Genomic DNA, 24,519 nt, shown 5'->3' on the forward strand with positions numbered 1-24,519 from the left:
TTAATTGATTTGCTTTCTCTGATATAATGAAGCTTGGATGCAGACTAAAATTGGAAAAGGTGAAAATATGCAAAATAAAAAATCTACAATAAAAGATGTCGCTCAGGCTGCCAATATTTCTATAGGTACTGTAGACAGAGTAATGCACAACCGTGGAGGAGTTTCCAAAAAAACTGAAGAAAAAATAAAGCGTATCGCCGCAGAACTTAACTATAGCCCAAGTACCATTGCTCAGGCACTGGTATCACAGAAGAACAACACTAAAATCGCCGTTATATATCCTGATGCCGAGCCTCATTTCTGGAGTCAGGTCGAAAAGGGCATAAAGGATTTTGAAAAAGCATATTGTTTTTTTGGAGTGGAGCTCGTCATATACAAAACCTCCTGCTATGCAATTGATGAACAGATAAAAATTCTCGAAGAAATTAAGGACAGTGATATAAAAGCTGTGGTTACCATACCATACAATTCTTATAAAATTGATCCTGCCATAAATGCTCTAGTCAAAAAAGGTGTCATCGTAAACACATTCGTAAGTGATGCTCCCAACAGCAGACGCTCATCTTATACGGGACTTGATGATATATCTGCAGGTGTTCAGGCTGCCAACCTTATGGGACTCTTTCTTAAAGGTCAGGGGAAAATTGCTGTAGTCGGTGTTCACAGAGATGTCCTCTGCATTGAAAACCGTATCTTAGGCTTTATTTCAGCCATACACAAAGATTATCCCAGTATTGAACTTTTGAGAATATTCAACACCAGAATGCTCAGTGATGCTCATGAAAATCTTTATATAGATGAGATGATAGAACTTACAAATCATGTTTTAGATACCAATCCTGTGCTTAACGGAATATACGTAACTAACAGCATGACTGAACATGTTGCCAAAATAGTAAAAGAAAGAGGCAAGGGCTCTGATATAGTAATAATAGGCCATGAGCTTTCAAATGATATCAATTCCCTTATTGCTGAAGGCGTAATAGATGCTTCTATCTACCAAAATCAGCGAAAAGTTGTTTTTAATGCCCTAAAGACTACTTATAAACAGATCTCAAAACATCTCGAAGGTTTTGAACAGTATAATTATATTTTTCCAAATATAGTTACTAAAGATAATGTTAAATTTATAAAAGATATATACAATCACAAGGACGAAATTGATTAAAAGAAGGGTAATGACAATGAATAAAAAAATCATATCAATATTAATGGCCATGCTGGTCTTTACAAATGCCTCAGCTATGTCTGTATTTGCTGATGGCAAAAACACCGCGATCTCTTCAAAAGAAAATGCACTTATAACAAAAAAACAAGTTATTTCTATAGTCCCCCTGGATTCAAGGCCCTGTAATACTCAGTATCCTCAGCTTACGGGCGGAATAATGAATCAAGCCATATTGCTTCCCCCATCTGATATGCTCGATAATTATACTTCGCCTTCAGATTCAGAGTCTCTTTGGACCTGGATGCAAGAAAATGCAAAGCTCAGTGATCATATGATAATATTTACGAATCAGCTTTTTAATGGAGGCCTTATATCTTCAAGGAGTTATGTTAATTCTGACTCTATAAGCTATGATGTAAGTCGACTCGAAAAATTTGTACTTGATAATCCAGAGCTGAAAGTAACTGTTGTATCAATACTGCCAAGGCTTCTTCCAAGCCAGTTTGATATGTATTTTAAAAAATATCAGAAATCTCTGGCTTCATGGGGAAAACAACTCGACCTAAACTACACTATGCAAAAATCAGAACCGACGTTTCCCTCTGATGTGCCTGCAGAAATAGCTCAAAGATACAGAGACCTTTATACTTATCACGCCGATCTGACAACTGCCATCTCTGAAATGGCAGAAAAAGATATAATCAAAAACTACTATATAGGTCAAGATGACGGTGAACAATTTGCACCTTCAAACATAATCTATAGAAGTCTTTTGTCAGGATCTCATAAAAATGTCATAGTGCAAAAAGGCGCCGATGAGCTTACCATGATGATATGCGCATTGGAAAATCCTACGCCGCACGAGATAAATCTGGTATATACAAACCCCTCTCTTGTGAATACTTACCTTCCATATGAATCCGCTCCACTTAATGAAATTGTTAAGGAAAAGCTTTCAGTACTAGGAATAACAGTAAACCCAGAGGCAAAAGACACCCTTATAGTTCATAATGACCCGCTTCATCCTGAACAGGTTGCCGCGCTAATTCCTGATGTCAAAAGTGGTTATATAGCAGTTGCCGACGTTTCATATACTAACAGGGGAGATGCCAATCTCAAAGATCTTCTTTTTAAGAAGGATTCGCTCAGCACTATAGATGCATATTCCGGCTGGAATACAGCTGCAAACACAATAGGAACCGTTCTGTCTCAATATATTGCAACCGAATATCTAAAGCTCAACTACGACAAACTTGAGCCATCCACTGTAACAGAATCCTTAGATTCACTTATGAAGTTCAAATATGTAAGGCTTGCAGAGGATATAATATATCAGGGGACAATGGTAAATAACATGAGAACCATATTTACTGCCCGTGACATGAGAATGGCAAACGGAGATCTTTATTCAGATAGAAAATATGAAGCAGAGCAACTCCTCAACGAATACGCCTTTAAGTATGTTTTTGAACTTAATCAAATATTTCGAGGATCTAATTATATACACCTTGGAGAAAGAACAGTAGAAACAAAGTATAATTTTGTAAACTCAACTTTCACATATCCATGGCACAGAACATTTGAAGTACTTGTCAGCACAGTATTCTCAAAATAAATTGATTTTGAAAGGAATAGAAATGAAAAAAGCTAAAGTAATATCCATAATGATTTCAATCTTATTATTTACATCAACATCCTTCGCTTATGCAGAAGACGCTTTATTTAATGTTCCAAAAGATGAAATAATCACAGAGCTTAATACAGATCCCGAAACAGAAGAAACGCCGCCAATCGTGGAACCAGTTCCAGAAACTCCACTTCCAACAGATGGTGTAATGAAATATAAAGTCGTAAAACTGATACTTAGCAGTGACAGCGCATATGTAGATGGTAAGAAAATAAAGTTAGATACTCCGGCAGAATCTATTGATGGCAGGACCTTCCTTCCTCTAAGATTCCTATCTGAGAATCTGCTTGAGGTCAATCCAGCATTTGACAGTGCTAGCAAAACAGTCAAAATAATTAAAGATGGCAAGACCGTATCGCTTACAATTGGAAAAAAAGAAGCCTTTGTGAATGGAGAAAAAGTTCTTCTTGACGGTGCACCCATAGTGAAAAACGGTTCCACACTTCTTCCTCTTAGATTTTTTGTAGATAACTTTGACATGAGTATAAGCTATGACCCTGCAAAAAAAGAAGTCGCTATAAAAAAATCACTTAGGATCAACAATCTTCCAATAGCTGATTTTGAATTTGCAAATTCAACCTATATAGCAGGTCAAAAAATAGAATATACAGATAAAAGCTCAGATCCCGACAAAGATGCTATCGTTGCACATGAGTGGATGACAAGCCTTGATTCTGTAAAAAAATCAGCCGATATAAATGTACTACTTGCAAAAGCACCCGCTGGAGAATATGAAGTTAAATATCGTGTTCAGGATTCTCAGCTTGACTGGAGTAATTGGGTATCTAAAACTCTTGTAATTGAGAAAAATGAGCCCCCTGTAATTAATTCAGTTAGCGTTTCGACAGCTGCTCCAGGCCGTGGCGAGAGCTTTAACCTTACTTTTGATTATTCCAATGAAAAATGGGAGTCAATTGCAAAAGAAGAATGGTCCTACAGACATCAAACTCAAGGCCCTTCACAGGCAAAAAAAGAAAAACCATCGAGAATATTCACTACGGGCGATTACGTTGTAACACTCAAATTAACCGATGCTTATGGAAATGTTAGTGAAGCCTACGAAAAAATGCTGACAGTTTCAGACAAAATTGTTCAGACCCAGTTTGAATATATTTCTACATCTGACCCAGTAAATTCAGAGCTTGAAAATTATAACAACAATGATTATAACAAAGTGTTCCAAACTATGTCAGATGTTAAATATATAGATATTGCAGGAACTCTTATCATGAGTGATTCTCCCGAAAACGTCTACGATTACGGAATTCTATACCAGGAATCCACTGATTTAGATGGAAGAATACTCCTTTACCACGTAAATAAAATGCCATCTCCTCGTAATTCAGGAGCGGGAATACTGATTACAGTTGAAAATACAGATCAGGTTCCTGTAACATTCAGCCTTGAAAAAACTGGAATGAAAGGGCCTTCTACCGATCCACTTGCAGTAGGTACCAAAGTACTTGAAGCGCATTTCTCCCAAAATAACACTTATGGTGCATATGACATAAAACCAGGAGAAAAAGCTGCAGTATATGACTCAAGAGGCGTAATAAACTGGAAGCCAGATCATCTTGTATCTATGCTCAGCGAATACAAGACAACAGGAAAAGTTAAAATAACAATTTACAGCATTGGCCCTGGTACAGGAATGAATCATCTCGACCTTTTGACTTATCTTCCAAGAGACCAGCACCCAAGAGGTACATTTGATATAACTCACAGAAATCTAGCTGTGGATGTACCCGCAAACATAGCAACTTCTATAGTGCTTGGCGGAAAAGAATCAGAATGGATAACAGGAAATGATGGAATCACTAACGAGTCTGTTATAAACAGAGGAAATTACGGTGTAGAATACAGAGTAAGCATGACACCTGAGGAAGATACCCTGGTATTTTTAAACTCGCGAGGAGGCCCTTTTAAGGGTATTGTCGGTTGGATAGATGGAAACCCAAGATACGTCAACTCTTATTACATGACCTCTGCCGCCTATGTTGGCAAAATACAGGCCGGACAGACATCCACAATGCGCTACATGCTCCCTAATGGATCTTCGGCTCCAGTAATAATTGGATTCGTACCGCAGGCCCAGTGGAAAGCATAAAAAATAAAAATTAATTTTGAAATAAAAATATATAGCAAAAGAGTCAGGTGCGAATTTAAATGCACCTGACTCTTTTGGTTTTTCAGTAGCCTTATATAACTAGCGACAATACTGAGTACTCCCTAGTTATCGCAGTTTCCTTTTCCTTATTTAAAATTTTAAGTTTCACCTTACAACCGACTGTAACAGTTTCACTTTTCACCGTTTTTATAATCGCCTCATAAGAAACTTCCACGCCCTTGTTTTCATAGTATTTTGAAGACACGAGATCATTAAAGATTTTTGTGCCGCCTTCGTCCTTTTGGCCATCATAATTTCGCTTGATTTTTTCATCTACAGTTTCATATACTATACTGTGTTCTTGATTTACAAGCGTCAATGTGTCGCCAGAACCACTTACCTTAGTAACCTCGATGCTGTTCGCCATTTTTATGTCATTAATAATCTCTGCAGAAATATTGTCAGCAAACATTCCCATCTCAGATAGATCCTTGGTTTTGTTGATACTATTAAGCGTAGGAAACATAATTACAATTACAGTTATTGAAATTATGGAAAAAATGAGCATACCAACCATTATTTCAACAAGCGATATTCCTTTGTTATCTTGTGCTAATTTTTTTATTCGCATAAGCTCTCCTGTTAATTAGTTAGGTTTAAATGCCACAATTCCATTTTCATTATATACATTGTATTCAATCTCCACTTTTTCGCTTTCTGGAATAATTTCATCTATCTTAAAACTAATCTTACTGTCTTTACCCTTTACGTAGTCGCCTTCAATTACCTTATTAATCTGAGTCCGAAAAGCATTATCCGCCTCATAGGAGGTGCTTATAATATTAAGAGAACTGGTTATCATTGCGTAGGCTCCAGCCAGCAATACAGCCAGCATCAAAAGACTAACAATCCCCTCTATCAAAGTTTCGCCTCTGTTGTTATTTAGTTTTTTCAATTTTAACCAGCCTCCATTCTCCGAATTCGTCTTGGTTATTGATATCGATAATTTCGGCCCTGTCATAAATCTCTATGTTTTCACAGACGTAGGTAGAATTAACACTAATGCGCTTGTTGCCATACTCAACATTTGTGCGAACTACCGCCTCTATATTCATTTGGAGAACAGACGGCACTCTGAGAGCTCCTGGCACTTGTGCACTTTCTTCAGTACCTGCAATTTCTGGTATTTCCGGTATCTCTGGCGTAAAACTAAAGCTAGATACCAGAGATTTACTCTCTGCTGTAGGCAGAATTTTTGCCGTCACGGTGTACGTCGAAGTCTGAGGCAGTCCTGCAATAGTAATTTCCTTAGGCTCATTCCATTCTAAAGGATCAAAGTCCGTAGGATGAGCAGGGTTTTCACCCGTAAAACCTCCGTTAGCCGTGCTAATTACTATCTTTTTACCCAAATCACCCTTAATAGCCGAAGTCACTGTTTTTATTAGAGAGTCTGAATACAGGTCAGCCTTTGCAAGAGTTTGGCTGTCAGTAGATGCACCGGCGGCGGCTGAAGATGCTACCAGCACAGACACGCCTATGGTCATTACAAATAGCAAGGTGCAAAGAACGAATATTATTGAAGCCCCCGAATCTGATTTCAGAGTTTTATTTATGACGTTTTTTTGCATATCCGCCGCCTTTCTTTAATATTTTTTTGATTTTAGATTTTTAAGTTTTCATTTTCTAGTTTTACATTTTAACTATTCTGCAGTCGGGAATGTTTGTGGAGGTCTTATTCCCGTAATGAATGGGTAAGGGTATGGATTTACAGCCGCAGACCATTCATACCAGTTTATTATTTTAAAAGGTATGGAATCACTCGCAAATTCTTCACTAAATAATGAAGTAGATTTTGCTATACCAACAGTATCGGTCCCTGTCACAACGTTGTAGGAATCTCCAGATAAGAAATACGCATCGGTGATACTGTTTTTTATATTTTCTTTGACTTTATTAACTGCAACTATTGGGTATATTTTTGAATCTTCAGAAGGAGCTACGGCCAGATACAATACTTTATCTATTTCACCACTGTTAATCCCAGTTATCCCACCTATATTAGTTTTCTCTCCGCTAGCTTTAATTGGAGATTCCTCATTTATAGAAATAATGTAAACATTTTTTATGCTTCCGCTGTTAGTTCCTGATATTCCTCCTGCATTTTTAGTGATACCCGAAACCAAACCACCATTTATAACCGGTGTTTCCACTGCAACATTTTGGATTGTACCACTGTTTTCTGCTGCAATGGCTCCTATGTTTAGTATTCCATTCGTTCCAGTACCATTATAGATTGGATTTAATATTCTCAGATTTTCTACAGTTGATCCTTTTATAATGCTCTGGAATAAGCCTACATTCGAACTTTCGTTTCCAGTTATATCCAGACCTGAAATTGACCTTTTGTTGCCATCGTAACTCCCTGCAAATTCGCCGCGAACTACAGAATCTGATATTGTTGCGAAAGATTTTGAAGTAGTTACATAATTTGCAAAATCAAGATCAAGCTCTTGTATGAAATCCCTTCCAATTGTCCTGTTTTCAGTACTCCCACCCAATACTACTGCCTGTGTAAGTCTTGAAATATTATCCAGATGTCTTGGAGAACGTATATAATAAGCTTCTTTTACTAATTTGAGTGTTGATTTGTCAATATTTATATCATCGTACTTTATTTCTTTTGGAAACATTGAATCAAAGTAAATGTCTCTACCAGATGTAGCTCCATCATAAGTATTGCATCCAATCAGTCGATTTAGTTTGTTATCTTCTTGGTTTTTCAAATTTTGGGATGAATTTTTTGTATCTTCCGATAACATAGTGTGCACTCTTATTTTATTATAACCCAAGCCACCATTTGCCTCACTAAGCATATCCTCAGTTATATATATACGGCTTATCCCATCATCTCCACTTATAGGCTCAGCATCTAAATAAAATGTTTTGTCATTAATTAGAATTCTATATATTCCTTTCTTACCAATATCGACACAATAACCATCTTCAACCACAAGCTTATCAGTTAAAAGATTATCTTGAGCATTGCCATTAATATCGATGTTATAATAGCCAAGTTTGCCGTCATTATATTTTTCATAATAGATAAGTGTAGCATCATATTCTGAATCAATATATTCCCAAGGCGTTATATGAGGATTCTTGTAATTAACACCCGAATAATTAAACAATGTCAACTGTGGGTAGATGTAAAAACTATCCGGACTCGATGTAAATACTGGGTAATTTTTAGCATCTCCAACTTTATAGACACGGTAACTATCATCCAAAGCAGGGAAAAGGCTAAGATATTTCTCGCTTGTTAATTCTTTATTGTTTCTTAAATTTGCCCTGGACTCCCAAGTCTGGAAATTATCTTCAAGCTCTTTAAGCTTACTATATCCATTTACTTTGGCTTTTACATCCCATAGTTTCCCTACTATAGCAACCGGCCTATATTTATCAGCTGCAAGTGAGTATGAATTTTCAAGAATTGTATTGCTATAAGCCGGCAGTGCCATTATAGCTCCAGCAGCTGAGTTTAAAGCTGAAGTAACATTACCAGAAAGATAACCTACATTATAGCAATTTTTAATAGATGTTCCATCTGTTTCTCCGGCAATCCCTCCTATACGAATTGGCTGAGTACCCGAAAAACTTGTCTGCACTAATTCTCCAGAACTGTTTCTCTCTATATTTATTCTTCCCGTGTTATAACAGCTTATAATCTGAGAACCAGTAGCGGGATAACCTACTATTCCTGCGACCCAACCATTAACAAGTTTTATACTTCCAGAATTATAGCAACCTATTATATGCTCAGTTATATCTCCAGGAGATGGCTTATTGTATCCCTTCAGATATGACACCTGAGGTGTATTATCTCTTAAACCCACAGCCCCCGCAATTCCTCCGACAGCATACGGTGAACCCATATTAGTTTTATCTGCCGAATTGTACCATGCGTCTATTTTTGCAATATTCGTGCACGCTATTATTTTTGATTTCCCATACACAAAACCAACTATTCCGCCAATACGGTTCGTAGCCCATTCGCCATCATAACCTTTATCCTGATGGCATTCAATTGTAGTCTTTTGATCTTCTGTTATGCCTTTTATATTATTTGAATTTGTTCCTACTATACAATTTGTGATTTTAGAATCTGGACCAGCACTCTGCCCTGCAATTCCACCATGGTTGTGTCCATACCCATTAAGTTCATTGTCACTTTCTTTGGTATTTTCCTTTTCCTTCAAACTGTAACAAAATGTAGAACCAGTACTGCCGTTTTCGTCTGCAAATAAGCTATGTTTGTATTCGTTGTATACCTGAACATTATCAATTATCCCAAGGTTGGTATTTGTTACTATTCCTCCACCTCGGCCATTTTTATCATATCTGATCTGCGGATCTACAAATTCAATATTTTTTACAGTAGTTCCTTTTTTTACAGTTCCAAAAGCTCCTCCTGTGTTTAAAGCATATGGAGCAGTGGATCCCTGACTTTTAACATTCATAACAAGGTTATATATACGGTTTCTTTTTGATCTTTCATCTGATCCAGTTACTGGAATCGAATTTGGTTCATCGCCATAATATTTACCATCATTATAATATACTCCTGCGTCATAGTCACTTATGAGCTCTGAAATGATGTTGTTTGGAATTTTGGCTTTATTGTCGTTATAACCAGTTTCCCAGTTATAAATCGGCATGCCATCGATTACAGTTTTTCCGTCTGCTCCACCAAAATTTATATTTATAGTTTGTTTTAAATTATACTTAACTGGTTTTGATTCATATTTAGTAACAGTTGTAATTTTTATTACGTTAGTTCTATATTCTGTTTCGGAAATAAGTTCCCAGTATGAGCTATCTTTTTTAGCAACATTTTTTGATAATTTTTTAATTTCATATCTGTGAATTTCTGTTTCAACCTTAAAGTTTTCAGTAACTTCAGTAACCGTCTCCTTACCATTTGAATCAACTGTTATATCTGTAGATAAGATTTCACTAACGTTATAAGCAGGCACTATTTTATAATCAAAATCTCTTTTTCCATAATACGAAGTACTGTCATTGTAACTATCTTCAAATTTGAAAGTTGAAGGGCCTCTTACTGGACTGTCCTCTGAATTTCCATAAGGAAACTTAGTTGATATTTGATTTAGATAAATCTTATTTTGTCTTGAAGGTTTAACCTTGTAATAATTATTTTCATTATTTTTACTCGTGCTTGTAGATGTTTCATTGCCGGTTTCCTGTTTAACATTGAGTACTTGCCTCGGAGAACGAAGCTCCAGTGTTTTTTGAGGCAAAGGTGTACTTGCTATAAAAATCTGCTTTGCAAATAATGGATTAAAATATATATTTTCGCCAGTATCTATACCAGACAAAATGTTTGCAAAGCCATTAATTCCAGCATCCGAAGATGACGATACCTCTATTTTTACAGGATTTACCCCACCTTCAGTAAACTTTGTCGTATCAATTAATTCTTCTACTTCACTAGGCTTGAGTTTTATTACATTTCTATTATCATAGACTTCAGTGAATTTGTCTATTACCTTATTTTCATCACTATCAAACCTCAAATAATATTTTCCACTTGACATCAGTTCAACAAGATATCCTTCTTCTACAACGGTCAAGTCAGGGTTGTACTCAAGCGAATCTGCTCTTGTATTTTTGTCAATATAATAGAAATAACCAAATTTACCATTTGAATATTTTTCGTAATATTTAAGTGAATTTGTTAGAACTGGCCAGTCGAAATAGTGATTCATTCCTATAAGCTTTGGAAAAGGATATGCCTGCCCCTTTAAAACTACAGTCTCTTTTGTATTAACAATTGTAGCACTCTCCCATATTTCTGGGTCCAATTTCCCAGCCTCAATACCAATAGCCTTGGCTAATTCTCCAGATGTCATACCAACTCCTTGAGAAGCATCGGAAGCGTCATTATACCCATTACCTTTAAGATAATAAATATTAGTTTCATTATTTTTGTTTCCAGTTCCTATTGTTGGTCTAGCGTTTGGGCCCACCGCCGTAGTATAAGCATTACTAATCATGCCTTTGTTGGTTCCTACAATCCCTCCCACGCCATTAGTATTGCTTTTAGCTACAATAATTGGAGATGAATATATTCCTGCTTCACGATAAGTTGAGTTGAAATATACATTTTCAATAGTTCCGTTATTTTCCCCAACAACTCCACCCATTGATTTTCCAGATCCTGTGTCATTATTTTTAATTACAACATTTGAAAGCTGGCAATTTGATATTAAGCCTCCTTCGGAGACTGTACTTGCAATACCTCCTAAATACTGCTTCCCTTCAAAATATGACTCAAGAAGAATTACATTTTGAACCTTTCCGCTTATTTCAGAAAAAAGGCCTATATTTTTTGCTGAATTTTCGCCATAAACTCTGACATTTTTTATATATTTTTTATTTCCATCATAACTACCGCTAAACGGTCCATCAGAAAAATTAGAGCTGTTTCCATTTTTTTGTTTACCTTTAACAATTGACTCATTTTTAGATATTCTTGTCTTTGAATCCAAAACATATTCTTTTTTAACATAATTTACACTCGCTAATTCTCTCGCATATATCTTAGCTTTTTTGTCAATTGTAAGTTCGCTGTCTGATTTTTCATAAATTCCAAAATCTATATTTATCGGTTGCACAAAATTCTTATCATCGGCATTGTCTACATTGTCAAGCTGACGAGGAGAACGAACATTGTATCCTCCTTCAGCAACCGTTGGTGCAAAAAGCGGATTGAATGATGTTTTAAGTATCTCGGTGCTCCCCTTTATAAGCGTTATATCCATAACAGATGCCCCATTTGCTTGACTTTCTAGTATAGAATTATTTAGGAACAATCTCACATAAGGCTTTACTTTACCGTCTATCTCTTTAGTAAATCCCACGGGACTTAAATTTTGAGTGTGATTTATTATGTTGTCATTCCATTTCCAATCGCTACTTGTTAATGTGCGCACACCTACATTAACTTCATATCGGGCATTCGTCTTGAAATATTCCAGACAATAACCATCATTTATTACAGTTATGTCTTTCCCGTCTTTTTCTAATGATTCAGAAGTACGAATTGGCTCCTTAGTACTATTTGAGTATCCCCATGTGTTATCTGAATAAAGTTCATAATATGCTAAGCTTGCAACGCCACCATTTTCGTCTACAACTGGCCAATTTTTTGTAATATCAGAATCCTTGTACGGCAATTCAAAATTATATGGATATGGATATTCTACTAAAAACGATTTGTCTAAAGTATTTGTTATTCCTTTTGTGTTTTCCCAGCCACTCCACAATTCATTCTGATAAATAGTTTTAGTAGACTCCGGTGTTCCGATGTTTGACTCAAGAATATTGTAGGAATTGTCCGACGGAGCAGTTATAGGAGTTGGCCTTATCGCCTCTCCTGAAAGATATACTGCGTCCTTTACAGTCCCTGAATTTACACCTGCAATCGGCGCTATTTTTTCGCTGCCACTTGCTCCAAACTTAGGTGCAACAGCAAGATACATAACTCTATCCATATTAGCAGAGCTTTGACCTGCAATACCACCTGTGTGTGTATGATTTGAAACATCAGATATTGCTACTGCTTCTGATGATGCTGAAAGAACTACTACATCACTTATTTTACCGCTGCTGCTGCCAACAATTCCTCCAACATAATAGCCAGTTCCTTTTACCAGAGTCGCTCTATCCTCATTCTTATTTATTAGATTAAGTTTGGATAATACTCCACTGTTTTCTCCAATTATCCCACCTATACTGCTCCCTGAACCTTGAACCATAGGTTTGTCCGTGGTTATTAGATTGTTATTTTGCACAGTAATCATAGAAACCTGTCCGCTATTTGAACCAGCAAGTACACCTACATTATTGTGCCCTTTAACTGATGGATTCATAATACTGAGTCCTGTTATTACACCCTTTGGCCAGTCAAGTGGGGTTGACCCTTGTACTGCTCCAAATAAACCCACGTTATCAAATGACGCTATTTTGCTCACATCAATGATTAGATTGTTTATAGCGTAAGTTCCTTTATCATTTCTTCCAAAATATTTTCCCTTAAAAGGTGTGTCCTTAGTTCCAATCGGCAAGAAATTAGTAATTTTTGTTTCAGTACTGCTTCCCATATCAATATCATTCAGCTGACGGAAATCTCCACCCAGTTTGTATCTTACGTTATTAAGATGACGTGCTGATTTTATATAATCTGTAGTTTTAATTTCATGTGAAAAATGCGAATGCTGAATAGACAGAGACTTTGCGTCTATGCCCGTGCCCACTATTCCCGCTCTTATATTTTGTGGGTCTATTTTTAGCCCTATGCTACTGCTTTGATCTAGCATGTTGCCATTAACATAGTCCAAAACCCATATGACTTTAGAGTAACTTATTCCATCTTTATTGAATGCATTTTTTGTCAATATGACATTTGGTATTAGAGTGCTTTCAAGTTTTTTTATTGATAATGATTCTGTTTCATAATCCTCAAGTGCCTTAGTTTTTAAAACTTCTCCCTTATCAGAAAGTACTTGAAATTTAAATTCTTCATCTTCTGTCAGCAGTTTATCTGGTATCAACGCCTCGGCATAGAGTACATTTTCATATTCAACAACTTTACCATCAGAACTAATCGTATCAAGCGGAGTATTTTTTCCATCTCTTATATTTATAATTACACTTTCATTACTCGGTGGAAGCATTCCAGTTTCTTCTATTCCGCAATATCCCTGTCTTCTTTCATCAGCAAATGAGTATGGTCTCCCTCCGTTTACACTCATATATTTGGATATATTATCTGCTTCTGGTTTTTCATATGTAAAGTCCAGGCTTTCTTCTTCGCTGTAAAAAACTGACAGCACAAAGCCTGTGGTCTTATTGTATTCTATTAAAATAGCATTGTTTAGGACGCTTTTATCTTGGATAACGCTGTCCAGAAAATCATATACTTTTCCCGAATCAAGGCCCTGGGGCTTACTTATATAAACAATATTTGCTTTTTCACCTTCAGGCATGACTGTAGGTAAAATTGGTACTGAATTAACCTCAGCAGAAACTTTGCTTGCAAATTCCGAAGGTTTTACAAAGGTTGAATCTTTACCAAATTTTACGTCCGCCTCCGCAGAGGTCATCGAAAAATCTTCTAAAGTATTGTTTATCTTTTTTTCTGTTAACTGATCCTGAGCTGAAATATATATTGTTTTTGCTATATTCATTCTCTTGGTCTGGTTACCGCTTTCGATATAACCTATAAAGGTTGGTATTGCAAATGCTGCAAGCATAGCAATAATAGTAGTTGTCACCATTATTTCTATTAAAGTGAATCCCTTATCTTTATTTCTATGTTTACGCATATGTTTACCCCTCGATTAAATAATAAATTGCCCCAATACAAAAGTATTTTTATCTATTGTCTACTGCCTGTCTTTGATTTGATTTTACTATAATCCAAATATTCCCAGATATATCTTTATGATTTCATTGCCATAGAGTAGGGCTGCATAAACGCCTATACATATATAAGGCCCAAACGCTATATGCGCTCCTCGTTTGCTTTTTCCGCTCACAAGGAGATATACTGCATACAATCCTCCAATAAGTATTGCTATAAACATTGCAAGCAATGTGTTGGCCCAGCCGAGCATAAACCCGCATACGGCTATAAGCTTTACATCGCCTCCTCCAAAACTGTCTGCTACCAGCTGATTTAACAGAATCATGGGCAAGCTTGCTGCAAAAAAACCGATTATTCTGGATAAAACACTGATGTCGCTTTGGATGAAAGTCATGCATATAGCTAGAGGTATGAGCGTAATTACGAGTCCGTTTGGTATGGTCATAGTATCAAAGTCAATCATCGTTATAGCAATCAGAATTGCTGATACAATAAATATACACACTGATATCATCGTAAAACCTTTTGCCATAAATATACTCAATGCAATCAGTCCTGTAAATATCTCTACCAGTGGATACCTGATTGATATTTTGGATCTGCAGTTTCTACATTTTGCCCCAAGAACCAGGTAGCTCACTACAGGTATGAGATCGTAATTTTTGATTTGTTTGTTGCATTTAGGGCAATACGACCTACCTTTTGCGATTGATATCTCATTTGGAACTCTGTATATTATAACGTTTAAAAAACTCCCTATGCAGGCTCCGTACACAAATATTATAAAATACAGCAATACATTTATAAAAACCACCATTTTATTCTCCCGTGTTAAAAAATCTATTTAAATTCTGTATTAATCATATTTATCTTTATTTTCACGCTGTGAGTCTGCTCTCCTGGCGCATCACCTGTTGAGCTTGTAAATGAACTTGTAAAACCTTCTACAAGAAGATAAGGAACGCTGTTTATGTTGTCTATGAAACCGAACATGCTCTGCTTGCTTCCCTTAAGCATTAGATTGACCTCTGCTGATCTGGTATAAATTAGTTCTGCCGGTTCTACTGCCGCTGTTTCTACAGCTGTAGCTTCTCCTGCTGCAACTTCACCTTCTGCTGTTGGCGCTCCTGGAATTTTTTCCAAATCAATTTTATCGTATGGCGCACTTTCTATAGCAAGCGCTACAGGTTTTAGTTTATTTTCTATACAAAGTTTGGTAATAAGGTTGTCTACTCCCTCATCATTTAAAAAAGTGCTTATGTTTTTTGGATTTTTACCTATTTGCGCCATAAGTCTTTCAGTTTCAAGTTTTGAAGCTTCAAGGCTTGCTATAGTTGCTCTTACATCAACTTCTTTTATCTGAATTTCTTCGCTTTGAACCTTAAGTTCTGCCATTTTTTCATATGTTGGAATTATGATATATTTTCCACCAACAATTAAAACAAGCATTATAGCGAGCAGATACAGGAGACTTTTTTCTCTATCTGAAAGCTGCGTTTGTATCATTTTGGGTTTCTGTATTTTCTTAGTTTTGCCTTTATCCATTGATTTCACCCGCTTTCAAAGTTGCTACAGCAGTAAAGGAATAGCCCATACCTAAATTTGTCCCCGAGTTTACATCGGTCTGGATTGCTGAGGCGCTGTAGCCCTTATAGGTTACATTGCTGAACAGACCTATTTTGTAAAGATTAGTAACAAACTCAGAGCAATCAAGCTCACTTTTCGTAGTTCCCGTAAGGCTTATAGTCTTTTCTGTAGAATCATATGACATGGTCCCCAGTGAAACTTTGGTGCCTGCAATTGAAAATACGTTATCTATATCTCTTTTGTCTAAAACTTTATAGTTTTCCAGATCTTTTTCCGAAAGCTCTGCCTGTGTAATTATATTGTTCAGATGAACATTTTTTGCCTGAAGCATTTGTGCTTCATTTAATTTATTTACAGTGACAGGATCCTCCAGATAAGCTGTCGCCGTCTCTATCTGATTGTTAAGGTTTTTTATATTGACGCTCATAAAAACATACCCTGTGAGCGTCGCTGCCACAAGAAATGCAATAACAGACAGTTTAACAATCGAACCGCTGGATATTTTTTGCACTTGAGTAGCCTGTTTGTAGGCTTCGACCAGATTTATATCCTGCTTACCTTTGAAAATTCCTGCCAGCGGATGAAATAGAGCAGCATTTGTTTCTGCATCTTGATTTGGTGCAAGCAACATCTCTTCTATCCTCGTACCTGATTCATATCTTTGTGTATATGTTTTCAGTTTTTCAGTTTTTTCTTTTCCCAGCCCAATATAATAACTGGCTTTTATTTCATATGCAGATTTTTGGGACTTACTGAATTGAAGCATTGATGATAATTTTGAAAAAATCTCATTTATATATTCTTCGCTCTGCGGATTGCTCATAAGCCTGTTTCTATTTGAAAGTTTATATTTCCCGTTTTCAAAGAGAAAAGAAATAAGATTTTCTCCTGCTATTATATTTAAAATAAATGAACTGTTGCACAAATCTTTTTGTGAGTTAACAAATTTTGTAATGGCATTTGTGACAATGTCTATTCTTGATATCTTGACATCTATTTCCTTAAACATATTAAGGTAACTCTCAATAAGGCTTTTGGGCACTGCACACCCGAGCACCGAAGCGCCCTCTTTTCCACTTATTACATTTACGTCATAAATATATTCGTCTTTTACATCCTGCACTCCCAGTTCATACTTAAGGACTTCTTGTATCTGTTTCTTGTTAAGCGTTGGAAGTTCAAGCTTTTTTGCGAGTATTCCGCTGCTGTCGATAAGTACGGTCGCATCCTTGAGATATTCCTTGTGCTCTAAAAGATGCCTTTGTATCTCTTCTTTGTTTAATATCGTTCCGTTTATAATGCTTCCTCTGCTGAGTTTTACGTTTATATGGTTTTTTATGTTGAAATTTCCATCGTGCACAGCGCTGACGATTTGTATAGCATCATTGTTTATATAGATTATATTTTGCATATAGCTTCCCCTTATCCTATATTATTGTACATTGTGAGTATTGGTAACATTACAGACAGCATAATGCCCCCTACTATAACTGCCATGGAAACTATCATTATCGGTTCAATCAGTGTAAGCAGCCTTGTTGTTGCGGCATCGGCATCATGGTCAAAGGAATCTGCTATAGAGTTAAGCATCTCATCGAGTTTTCCGGTTTCTTCACCTATATATATTACCGCAGTAAGTTTTGGATCAAAACCTTCTACAGACTCTATGGCAAACGAAAGCGGGTTCCCTGCTTTAATCTTGGAAATCATCTCGGGGAATTGAGCTTCTATATACCTGTTTCCCGTGACTTTTGCACTAAAGTTTACTGCATCTAAAAGTACCAGACCGCTGCTGTAAAGCGAACTTAGCGTCCTTGAAAAGCGCGCCGTATATATTATGGAAAGCAGCTTTCCTATTTTTTTCATTTTTACCTTCTGGTGATCAATTGCCATCCTTACCTTATCGACCTTGTAAAGTCTTACAAACATTACCCCAAGTAAGAAAAATGCAAGTCCTATGAATATACCATAGTCTCGAAGCGCCTGGCTTATACCTATCATTATTCTGGTTATAAGCGGTATTTCTATTCCTTCAAAAAGTTCGAAAAACTGAGGAAGTATAACGGTAAATACTATTATTACTACGATGATTGTAACGACAAAAAGTACCGTAGGGTATGTCATCGCATTTTTTACCTTGGTGTTCAGCTTATGATTGCGCTCATAATAATCCGCCATTTTGAAGGCAGATCTGTCGAGTTTTCCGCTTTCTTCTCCTGATTTAAATATGTTTATAATCATCTCAGGAAAAGCTCCATCGCATCTTTCCATAGCGGTAGAAAGCGTATTACCCTTGTTTATGGTGATGCAGAGTTCCTCGTAGACTTTTTTTACCTTCTTGTTAACTTCACTGTCTCTGAGCATAGACATGGTCTTCATTATGGAAACCCCCGCTCCAAGCATGGTACCGACCTGCCTTGAAAACTCACACAGCTGAGGCGCTTTAAGTTTATATTTATTTTTATTGATTTCTTTAAGTATATTTATATTGTAGGCTGTAATCCCATCTTCTTTAAGCAGTTTGTAGGCTTCATTCTCGGTCTTTGCGCTGAGCTTTCCCTTTACCGCCTTGTTTTTCGAGTTAACTCCCGAATATTTATATTTTGGCATAATGCCTCCATTTGTATTATTACATATTGTATGATTGCTGTTTTTGATATTACAAAAAAAGTGACATGGGCGAATGTCGCTTTTTAGGTTATGCTTTTAGTTTAATTATGCTGTTTTAGCTACAATTGTCTCTCCACCTACATTAATTGTAACCGTATATCCAGATGCAGCTACATATACAAGTTTGTCAATTTTCCCATCTGCAGTAGCTGTATCAGTAATTGTAACTTTTGCTCCATTCAAATCCTTGCCTACCATCTTTTCGAATTTCGTAGCAAGTTTAGATTCCGGAGTTCCTGTTCCAATTGTATATAGAGTTTTTAGCGCTATCGTCTCCGAACCAGCTTTTGTCGCATCACCTGTCGCAGTTTCTTCTGTAACAACGGACTGCGCTGCAACATAAGCCGCTCTAGCATTTGCTATCTCAGACTTGCCTTTTGCATCCTCAACAAATCCTATCATAGTTGGTATCGATGCTGCTGCAAGTACTGCAAGGATTACAAGTACTACGATGATCTCTACAAGCGTGAAACCTTTTTTGTTTTTCTTTAAATTGTTTTTTAAGTTTTTCATTAGTCTATTCCCCTCTTTTTCCGTAAAATTAATAATTTCATTTACAATTCACAAGATAACTCGCCCTTTTATTTTGTGATATAGTCGTAAATACTTACGGCAACTGGCTGTCATGGCTTTCGCTTTAGACCCTATAGCTTTGCGTAACAGGTTTTCACCTGATTTGCGGGTTGCAGGCTCAATTGAGACCTGCTTTATATAATAAGCTTAGCTTACGTATATCGTTTTGATTTTAGCCTAACATCTGAAAGAATTCATTTTTGTCGCTGGCTTTTTTTAGTGCTTCGTCCATAGTTACTTTGTTTTGCTTTACCAGTTTTGCCAGGTCTGCATTTAGAGAACACATTCCTTCTTTGGCTCCTGTCTGGAGCGAAGAATTTATCTGATGGCATTTGTTTTCTCTTATCAGACTCAGTACAGCATCGGTGCCAACCATTATTTCAAATGCCGGGGTTCTACCGCTTCCGTCTGCAAGTGGCAGAAGTTGCTGGGTTACTACTCCCTTTAACACTGAGGAAAGCTGGGTCCTTATCTGGCTCTGGCTATGTGATGGAAACACATCTATTATGCGGTCTATAGTGCTTGCTGCACCTGTCGTATGAAGAGTAGACAGTACAAGATGTCCTGTTTCAGCTGCGGTTATGGCTGCTGATATGGTCTCAAGGTCTCTCATCTCTCCTACTAGTATGACGTCAGGGTCTTCTCTTAGGGCGCTCCTTAGCGCTCCTGCAAATGAATCCACATCAACTCCTACTTCTCTTTGGTGAACTATTGAATTCTTGTGTGTATGCAAATACTCTATCGGATCTTCGGCAGTCAGTATGTGGCATCTGCGGGTGCGATTTATATAGTCTATCATAGCTGCCAGCGTCGTTGATTTCCCGCTTCCTGTAGGGCCGGTCACGAGGATTAGTCCTCTCGGCTCTTCTGAAAGCTTTTGGATTACAGACGGGAGTCCCAGACTTTCAAAGGTTGGAATCTCATCGTTTAATATCCTTATAGCGCTGCACAGCTCCTTATTTTGATGATATACATTTACTCTTTGCCTCATGCCGTTTGGCAGAGTATAGCAAAAATCTATGTCTTGCGTATTATTTACTTTTTCCAATTGCTTTTCATCGAGCATGGATAGTATTATTTCTTCTATTTCAGGTTTTGTAAAGCTCAGGTCACTTACAATTATCTCTCCATTTGTTCTAAATACAGGTGGAAGCTTTGCTGTAAGATGAACGTCTGAGCATCTGCTTTTTCTGGCATACTCGATTATATCATTAATTTTTGACATATTTCCCCCTTTGATATTTAAGTTCTTTGTCTACATTCCCAGGGTAAGTGATGTTTGTCTGAGCAGTTCTTCTACAGTAGTTACGCCTTCAAGTATAAGATCTATTATGTCGTCTTTTATAAATTTAAGCTTGTTGTTGGTTCTTACATATTCATAGATTTCGTCTGACTGACTTTTGTTTGATATCATTTTTCTTATCTCATTGTCAATTTCAAGGATTTCGTGAACCGCTATCCTGCCTTTGTAGCCTGTGTCATTACAGTTGTGGCATCCTCGTCCTTCGTATAATGTTTTGGCTCCAGGAATAATGCTTTTTTCTATTTCTGTCGGCTCTTTTTCATATTTGCAATGCGGACATATTTTCTTCACAAGTCTTTGCGCAACTACTCCTGCAAGAGAGTTTGCTATCATATAACTCTCTATTCCCATGTCTATCAGCCTTACTATGGTGCTTACGGCGTCATTAGTATGGATAGTTGACATTACAAGGTGACCTGTAATTGCAGCACTTACTGCTATGGCCGCTGTCTGCTCATCTCTTGTTTCTCCTACGAGGATTACATCTGGATCCTGCCTTAAGAGTGACCTTAGTCCTGACTCAAAAGTAAGCCCAGCCAGATTGTTTACCTGTATCTGGTTTATTTTAGCCAAGTTTCGCTCAACGGGGTCTTCTATTGTACTTATATTAATAAGCTTGTCCGCCATTTTTTCAATAATCATATACAAGGTAGTGGTTTTCCCGCTCCCAGTAGGTCCTGTTATATATATTATGCCATAAGGTATTGCTAAAATTTTAGATATTTTTTTGTAATTTTCATCATTCATTCCAAACTGCCCTGGATAATCGAGTTTGGCAACTTGAGAAAGAAATCTTAGTACCAATTTTTCGCCATATACAGTTGGAATTGTAGATACCCTTATATTGACATCCTCTCCGCCTATTCTCAGTTTAAAGTGACCGTCTTGCGGAAGTCTTTTTTCTGCTATGTCAAGGTCTGATAGTATCTTGATTCTGGCAGTTATGGACCCAGCTATCCCTGATTCTAAGTCAAGGTAGTCGACAAGTTGTCCATCTACTCTCAGCCTTATAATGAGATGTTTTTCGAAAGGTTCAAAATGTATATCCGAAGCCCCTTCTGCATACCCCTTGAGAATAACCGAGTTTACCAAGTTTATGATAGGCATAAGCTCATCATTTCCGTGTATCTCAAAGTCCTCTACATTTTCTATCTCATTAACTCTGTTTACAACTGAGCTATTGGCAGCCTTGGCTGCCTTTCTTGCATCTATTTCCGAATACTTTCTATGTATATTTTCTATTATATCCGCTTTTTTTGCCATTACTATATTGCACTGATGATTTATTATTGACTTTACGTCTTCTATTGAATAAAAATCCAGTGGATCATTTACCGCAACCGTAACCTCGTAGGCATTTTTGCTTATGGCTATTATCTTGTATTTCAGGCACAGGGCTTTTGGAATAAGTTCTACCGCCTCTATATCAACTGGAAAATTATTAAAATTTATGATGGCAATGTCAAGTCTTTTTGAAAGTGATTTGAGCAGTTGATCTTCTGTAATCATATTTAACTCAAGAAGGATTTCACCAAGTCGTTTTGATTTATCACTTTTTTGTATATCTAATGCCTGCATTACCTGATGCTCTGATATGTAGCCTTGCTCAACCAAAATATCCCCAAGTCTTAATTTATTTTCCATTACAAGATCTCCAATTCTCAGTATATATTTTGTGTTTAATTCGTTAAAAAGTATTTATCTAATATTACTTGTTATAGTGCACAAAGTCAATGGTTTTTGTTTAGCTAAACAAAAAGATTTAGAAATAAAAAAGCCAGATATATAAGTATCTGACTTCTTTATTTCTATTTATTGATTCATCAATCCCAGTTTTTCTATAATATAGAACGAAAGGCTTATAAATACCGCTACCACACTCGCAAGTACCATACCTCTAAGCTGGACTGAGCCAAGGTTTATTGTAAGACCGCTAAGCCCTGCTGTAAATACTACAGATGAGAGTATGAGATTTTTTGACTGACTGTAATCTACTTTTGAATCAACAAGCAGTCTGATTCCCGAAGCTCCTATCATTCCATAAAGAAGAAAGGTTACTCCCCCTATTACGTTTCCAGGGATAGTCTGTATTATAGCTGCAAGTGGCCCAACAAATGCCATACAGATAGATAATATTGCGGCCCCAGCTATAACTCGTACACTGTATACTCCAGTAATTGCCATAACTCCAATGTTTTCTCCATAAGTCGTAGTTGGCACTCCTCCAACAAAGCCTGAAAGCATAGTTGAAAAGTTATCTGCAAATATACTTCTGTGAAGGCCTGGATCTTTTAGAAGATCTCTTCCTATTATATTACTTGTCACAACCTGGTGACTTATGTGTTCTGATGTAATTACAAGTAACACAGGCAGCATGGTAAGTCCTGCGTTAAAACTGAATTTTGGAAACTGAAACAGTGGCATTGTAAACAAGGCTGCTTCTCTTACAGGCGTAAAGTCTACCATTCCAAAAAACATAGCTGTTGCATAACCAGCTACTATAGAAATAAGTATAGGTATAATTGCAAAAAACTTTTTGAACATAACTGATCCAAACACTGCAACTCCAAGAGTCACAAGAAACACAGTCAAATCCTGTGTGCTTGAATTTTCAACCATTATATTAGCTCCTATAGCCCCACCTGCCACGGTAAGTCCAGCAAGTTCCAAACCTATAAGTGCTACTACTGGCCCCATCGCTGCGGGAGGAAGAACTATGTCTATCCACTTTATACCAAACTTATAAATTATATATGCAAGAATACATCCAAGCGCCCCTGTCGTAACAAATGCCCCCTGCGCGTATTCAAATCCCTGGTTTGCAATAATTATACTTGCAGGTCCAATAAATGCGAAACTGGATCCCAGATATGCAGGTGCCTTCCCCTTTGTTACAAATATAAACAGTAATGTACCTAATCCGTTCATCAGCAACACTATTCCCGGGTTTATTCCAAACAGAATTGGAACCAGCACTGATGCCCCAAACATTGCAAAAGTGTGCTGAAGACTCAGTGGCAATAACATACTAAACGGTACTTTTTCTTCAACTTGAATTATTCTTTTCGTTGACATATGTTCCTCCTTTTTTATTTATCTCAAATCATTTTAACGGAAATTAGCTCTAAATACAATACTTATTGTGAAATTTCAGCTATTTCACCTCATATCCCGAACCTTGCTCCAGGCACACTCTTGTTTTTGTTCGATTTTCCCCTTTTCCTTTTTTATAAATTGTAATTTGTAAATTAAAATACATAAATATGTTGACAATTTATATAAATTATATTACGATATTTACAAGAGGTGATATAATGAAAAAAACTATGTACAGTCTCATGCTTTCAAAAAATATAATCGATGAAATAGACAGGCTCGCCTGTATTAAAAATACAAACAGATCTAATCTTATAAATCATATAATCGCAGAGCACCTTTCGCTTTATACGCCAGAGATGCATATTAAAGAAGTCTTTGAGCTTATAACTGCATCCATGAGAGATATGAATCGCTTTGTAATCCAGGAGCTTTCTTCTGATTCTATGCTCTTTATAAAAAGCTCACTTGATTACAAATACAAGCCTACCGTAAAGTACACACTGGAGCTCTATAAAAGCATGGATGTTTGTATGGGCTCTTTGAAGATACAGTTTCGAACTCAAAGTGAAATCCTTACCGGGTATCTGGATACTTTTTTCGGATTCTGGATTGATCTTGAAAAAAAGCATATCCATTCTAAATTTAACAAGGGTATTATCTCGTACAAGGTGGATCAAAACCGCTTTGAAAGAGAGCTTATGATGCCTGAAGGCAAATGTGAAAACGAAGTTGTAAGCGAAGCCATAAGTTATTACATCGGCATGTATGACCACATTTTAAAACTATATATAAGAAATCCCGAAATGACATTGGTTGAACTTGAAGCATTATATCTGGATCAGCTTAATAATTCTATCCTTTTTATTTAGATAAGTAG

16 protein-coding genes and 1 riboswitch are annotated in these 24,519 nt (G+C 36.7%); of the genes, 4 read left to right on the top strand and 12 right to left on the bottom strand.

The genetic code is table 11. The features are described 5' to 3' along the window. Positions 1-67 precede the first annotated feature (67 nt). Genes G558_RS0101605 through G558_RS0101615 form a run of 3 tightly spaced genes read left to right on the top strand, consistent with a single transcriptional unit; the run spans position 68 to position 4,962 of the window. A complete protein-coding gene (locus G558_RS0101605) occupies positions 68-1,168 on the top strand; it encodes a LacI family DNA-binding transcriptional regulator (protein ID WP_169337704.1) in 1,101 nt (366 codons plus the stop codon). A gap of 16 nt (positions 1,169-1,184) precedes the next feature. Beyond that, positions 1,185-2,783 (top strand): DUF4127 family protein, encoded by a 1,599-nt coding sequence (locus G558_RS0101610; protein WP_028828604.1) that lies wholly within the window; start codon positions 1,185-1,187, stop codon positions 2,781-2,783. 22 nt (positions 2,784-2,805) lie between these two features. Further along, a complete protein-coding gene (locus tag G558_RS0101615; RefSeq protein ID WP_028828605.1) occupies positions 2,806-4,962 on the top strand; it encodes a copper amine oxidase N-terminal domain-containing protein in 2,157 nt (718 codons plus the stop codon). Positions 4,963-5,053: 91 nt separating this feature from the next. Here G558_RS0101615 and G558_RS0101620 read toward each other — a convergent pair whose 3' ends face one another. The 12 genes from G558_RS0101620 to uraA all read right to left on the bottom strand — a co-directional run bounded on the left by G558_RS0101620 (position 5,054) and on the right by uraA (position 23,618). Beyond that, entirely contained in the window at positions 5,054-5,593 is a 540-nt protein-coding gene (locus G558_RS0101620) for a type IV pilus modification PilV family protein (protein ID WP_028828606.1), read from the bottom strand. 15 nt (positions 5,594-5,608) lie between these two features. Next, positions 5,609-5,917, bottom strand: coding sequence for a prepilin-type N-terminal cleavage/methylation domain-containing protein (locus G558_RS0101625; protein WP_028828607.1), 309 nt, complete (start codon positions 5,915-5,917; stop codon positions 5,609-5,611). Further along, positions 5,901-6,590, bottom strand: a complete 690-nt coding sequence (locus G558_RS0101630; RefSeq protein WP_028828608.1) for a hypothetical protein — start codon at positions 6,588-6,590, stop codon at positions 5,901-5,903. The genes G558_RS0101625 and G558_RS0101630 overlap by 17 nt, the downstream gene beginning before the upstream one ends. A 72-nt stretch (positions 6,591-6,662) precedes the next feature. Continuing rightward, positions 6,663-14,369, bottom strand: coding sequence for a type IV pilin protein (locus tag G558_RS0101635; protein ID WP_028828609.1), 7,707 nt, complete (start codon positions 14,367-14,369; stop codon positions 6,663-6,665). An 87-nt stretch (positions 14,370-14,456) separates the two neighbouring features. Beyond that, positions 14,457-15,227 carry a prepilin peptidase gene (locus G558_RS0101640; RefSeq protein ID WP_028828610.1) on the bottom strand — a complete coding sequence of 257 codons (771 nt, stop codon included), beginning with the start codon at positions 15,225-15,227 and terminating at the stop codon, positions 14,457-14,459. A 23-nt stretch (positions 15,228-15,250) separates the two neighbouring features. After that, the gene (locus G558_RS0101645) at positions 15,251-15,955 is read right to left on the bottom strand and encodes a hypothetical protein (RefSeq protein ID WP_028828611.1); all 705 of its coding nucleotides are present in this window, start codon (positions 15,953-15,955) and stop codon (positions 15,251-15,253) included. Continuing rightward, positions 15,948-17,408, bottom strand: coding sequence for a hypothetical protein (locus tag G558_RS0101650; RefSeq protein ID WP_028828612.1), 1,461 nt, complete (start codon positions 17,406-17,408; stop codon positions 15,948-15,950). Before G558_RS0101650 ends, G558_RS0101645 begins: the two co-directional genes overlap by 8 nt. An 11-nt stretch (positions 17,409-17,419) precedes the next feature. Continuing rightward, positions 17,420-18,607, bottom strand: a complete 1,188-nt coding sequence (locus G558_RS0101655) for a type II secretion system F family protein (RefSeq protein WP_028828613.1) — start codon at positions 18,605-18,607, stop codon at positions 17,420-17,422. 105 nt (positions 18,608-18,712) lie between these two features. After that, a complete protein-coding gene (locus tag G558_RS0101660; protein WP_028828614.1) occupies positions 18,713-19,180 on the bottom strand; it encodes a prepilin-type N-terminal cleavage/methylation domain-containing protein in 468 nt (155 codons plus the stop codon). A 95-nt stretch (positions 19,181-19,275) separates the two neighbouring features. Further along, positions 19,276-19,358: riboswitch (cyclic di-GMP riboswitch) on the bottom strand. 54 nt (positions 19,359-19,412) lie between these two features. Next, complete coding sequence (locus tag G558_RS0101665; RefSeq protein ID WP_028828615.1) at positions 19,413-20,465, bottom strand: type IV pilus twitching motility protein PilT; 1,053 nt, start codon at positions 20,463-20,465, stop codon at positions 19,413-19,415. Between the two features lie 30 nt (positions 20,466-20,495). Continuing rightward, positions 20,496-22,187, bottom strand: coding sequence for a GspE/PulE family protein (locus tag G558_RS0101670; RefSeq protein WP_028828616.1), 1,692 nt, complete (start codon positions 22,185-22,187; stop codon positions 20,496-20,498). Between the two features lie 168 nt (positions 22,188-22,355). Then, entirely contained in the window at positions 22,356-23,618 is a 1,263-nt protein-coding gene (gene uraA, locus G558_RS0101675; protein ID WP_028828617.1) for a uracil permease, read from the bottom strand. Between the two features lie 239 nt (positions 23,619-23,857). On the opposite strand from uraA, the gene G558_RS0101680 reads away from it, so the two are divergent. Next, positions 23,858-24,511, top strand: a complete 654-nt coding sequence (locus G558_RS0101680) for a hypothetical protein (RefSeq protein ID WP_028828618.1) — start codon at positions 23,858-23,860, stop codon at positions 24,509-24,511. Positions 24,512-24,519: the final 8 nt, after the last annotated feature.

The organism is Proteocatella sphenisci DSM 23131, from assembly GCF_000423525.1.
Classification (GTDB): Bacteria; Bacillota; Clostridia; order Peptostreptococcales; family Filifactoraceae; genus Proteocatella; species Proteocatella sphenisci.